Below are 1947 nucleotides of genomic sequence, written 5' to 3'. Positions count from 1 at the left end.
CCGACCGCGACGGCCACCGCGACGGTACGGCCGGTCAGCACCAGCCCGCCCGCCGGCAGCGGTACGCCGAACCCGCCCGCCAGGGCACGCATGCCGGCCGCCGCGCCCACCCCGGCCGGCAGGCCGACCGCCGAGGCGACCAGCCCGACCAAAAACGCCTCGCCGAGCACCGAGCGCAGCACCTGCCCGCCGGTCGCGCCGGCCGCGCGCAGCAGCGCCAGTTCCCGGGTCCGCTGGGTCACCACGATCGTGAACGTGTTGGCGATGAGGAACGCCCCGACCAGCAGGGCCGCCGCGGCGAGCGCCAGCAGCGCCAGGTTCAGCCAGGAGACCTGATCCCGGGCCGCCCGCGCGCCGGCGGCGGCCAGGTCCCGGGCGGCCACCACCTCGTAGTCGGGGCCGAGCGCCGCGCCGATCCGCTCCCGCAGCTCGTCCGGCGCGACGCCCGGCGCGGCGACCACGGCCACCTCGGTGACGCCGGTGCCGACGCCCAGCAGCCGCTGCGCGGCCGGCCGGGTCACCAGCGCCAGGGTGCTGTTCGGCAGGCCGTCCCGGTCGCCGAAGCCGACCAGGCCCACCACTCGCAGCCGGGCGGCGGTCTCGCCCCGTACCGTGACGGTGTCATCGACGCCGATGCGGTGCGAGCGCGCGGTGTCGGCGTCGAGCAGCACCTCGTCGTCGGCGGCCGGGGCGCGGCCGGTGCGCAGCGGGAACGCGCCGACCGGCGGCGGCTCCCAGGAGGCCAGCACTGACGCGCCGCGCGGCACCACCGGCCGGCCGTCCACCTCCAGCAGGCCCTGGCCGCGCAGCAGCGGCCGGGCGGCGCGGACCCCGGGCAGCGCGGCGACGCGGTTCGCCAGGTCGGCGGGGAGGGGATCCCGGGTCACCTCGACGCCCATCGCCGAGTCGAAGGCGACGGCGTCCCGCACGGTCAGGTCGACCCCGGCGGTGGCGGTGCGGAACTGCGCGTCCAGCAGCCGCCGGGAGGTGTCGGTGAGGACCAGGCTGCCGGTGACGAAGGCGACGCCGAGCACCACGGCTAGCAGGGTCAGCGCCAGCCGGGCCCGCCGGGCCAGGGTGGTACGCAGGGTGATCCGCCACATGTCAGCACCCCTCCCCGCTCGCGGCGGCGGTCAGCCCCGCCATCCGGGACAACACCGCCGGCACGGTCGGCGCGTCCAGCTCACCGGCGATCCGGCCGTCGGCCAGGAACACCACCCGGTCGGCGTACGCGGCGGCGTGCGGGTCGTGGGTGACCATCACGATGCTCTGCCCGAGGTCGTCGACGGCTCGCCGGAGCACGCCGAGCAGCGCCTCGGCGGCCCGCGAGTCGAGGTTCCCGGTCGGCTCGTCGGCGAAGACGATCTCCGGGTCGGTGATCAGGGCGCGGGCCACCGCGACCCGCTGCTGCTGGCCGCCGGAGAGTTCGGCGGGCCGGTGCCGCAGCCGGTCGGCGAGGCCGAGGGTGGCCGCCAGGCGGTCCAGCCGCTGCGGGTCGGGCCGCCGGCCGGCGAGGGTCAGCGGCAGCAGGATGTTCTCCCTGGCGGTGAGGGTCGGCACCAGGTTGAAGCTCTGGAAGACGAAGCCGATCCGGTCCCGGCGCAGCAGGGTGAGCTGCCGCTCGCCGAGGCCGCCCAGCTCGGTGTCGCCGAGCCGGATCTCGCCGGCGTCGACCCGGTCCAGCCCGGCCAGGGCGTGCATCAGCGTGCTCTTGCCGGAGCCGGACGGGCCCATCACGGCGGTGAACCGGCCGGCGGGGATGTCGACGGTGGCGCCGTCGAGGGCGCGGACGGCGCCCTCGCCCCGGCCGTACGTGCGGACGACGTCCCGGGCCCGGGCGGCGACGGCGGTCGCCGGCGCGGGTGCGGTGCTGACGGTCATCGTGGTTCTCCTCTCGGTACGGCGGGTCAGCGGGCGGGCCGGCGCGGCTGGGCGCGGGCGTCGGTG

Annotated in this window: 2 protein-coding genes; both read right to left on the bottom strand. The window is 77.8% G+C overall.

Going from position 1 to position 1947, the window contains the following annotated elements:
* The coding region (locus ACWEVO_RS35825) for an ABC transporter permease (RefSeq protein WP_452311832.1) at positions 1-1103 on the bottom strand (1103 nt) is incomplete at its 3' end.
* 1 nt (position 1104) lies between these two features.
* Positions 1105-1881, bottom strand: a complete 777-nt coding sequence (locus ACWEVO_RS35820; RefSeq protein WP_452311831.1) for an ABC transporter ATP-binding protein — start codon at positions 1879-1881, stop codon at positions 1105-1107.
* Positions 1882-1947 lie beyond the last annotated feature (66 nt).

This window comes from Micromonospora sp. NPDC003776 (genome assembly GCF_053605645.1).
The sequence above is the reverse complement of the archived record's forward strand: the minus strand, read 5'-3'. Positions and strand labels throughout refer to the sequence as shown.

Excerpts from the sequence above, each read along its gene's own strand:
- ACWEVO_RS35820 (WP_452311831.1), bottom strand. The coding sequence starts at position 1,881 with ATGACCGTCAGCACCGCACCCGCGCCGGCGACCGCCGTCGCCGCCCGG.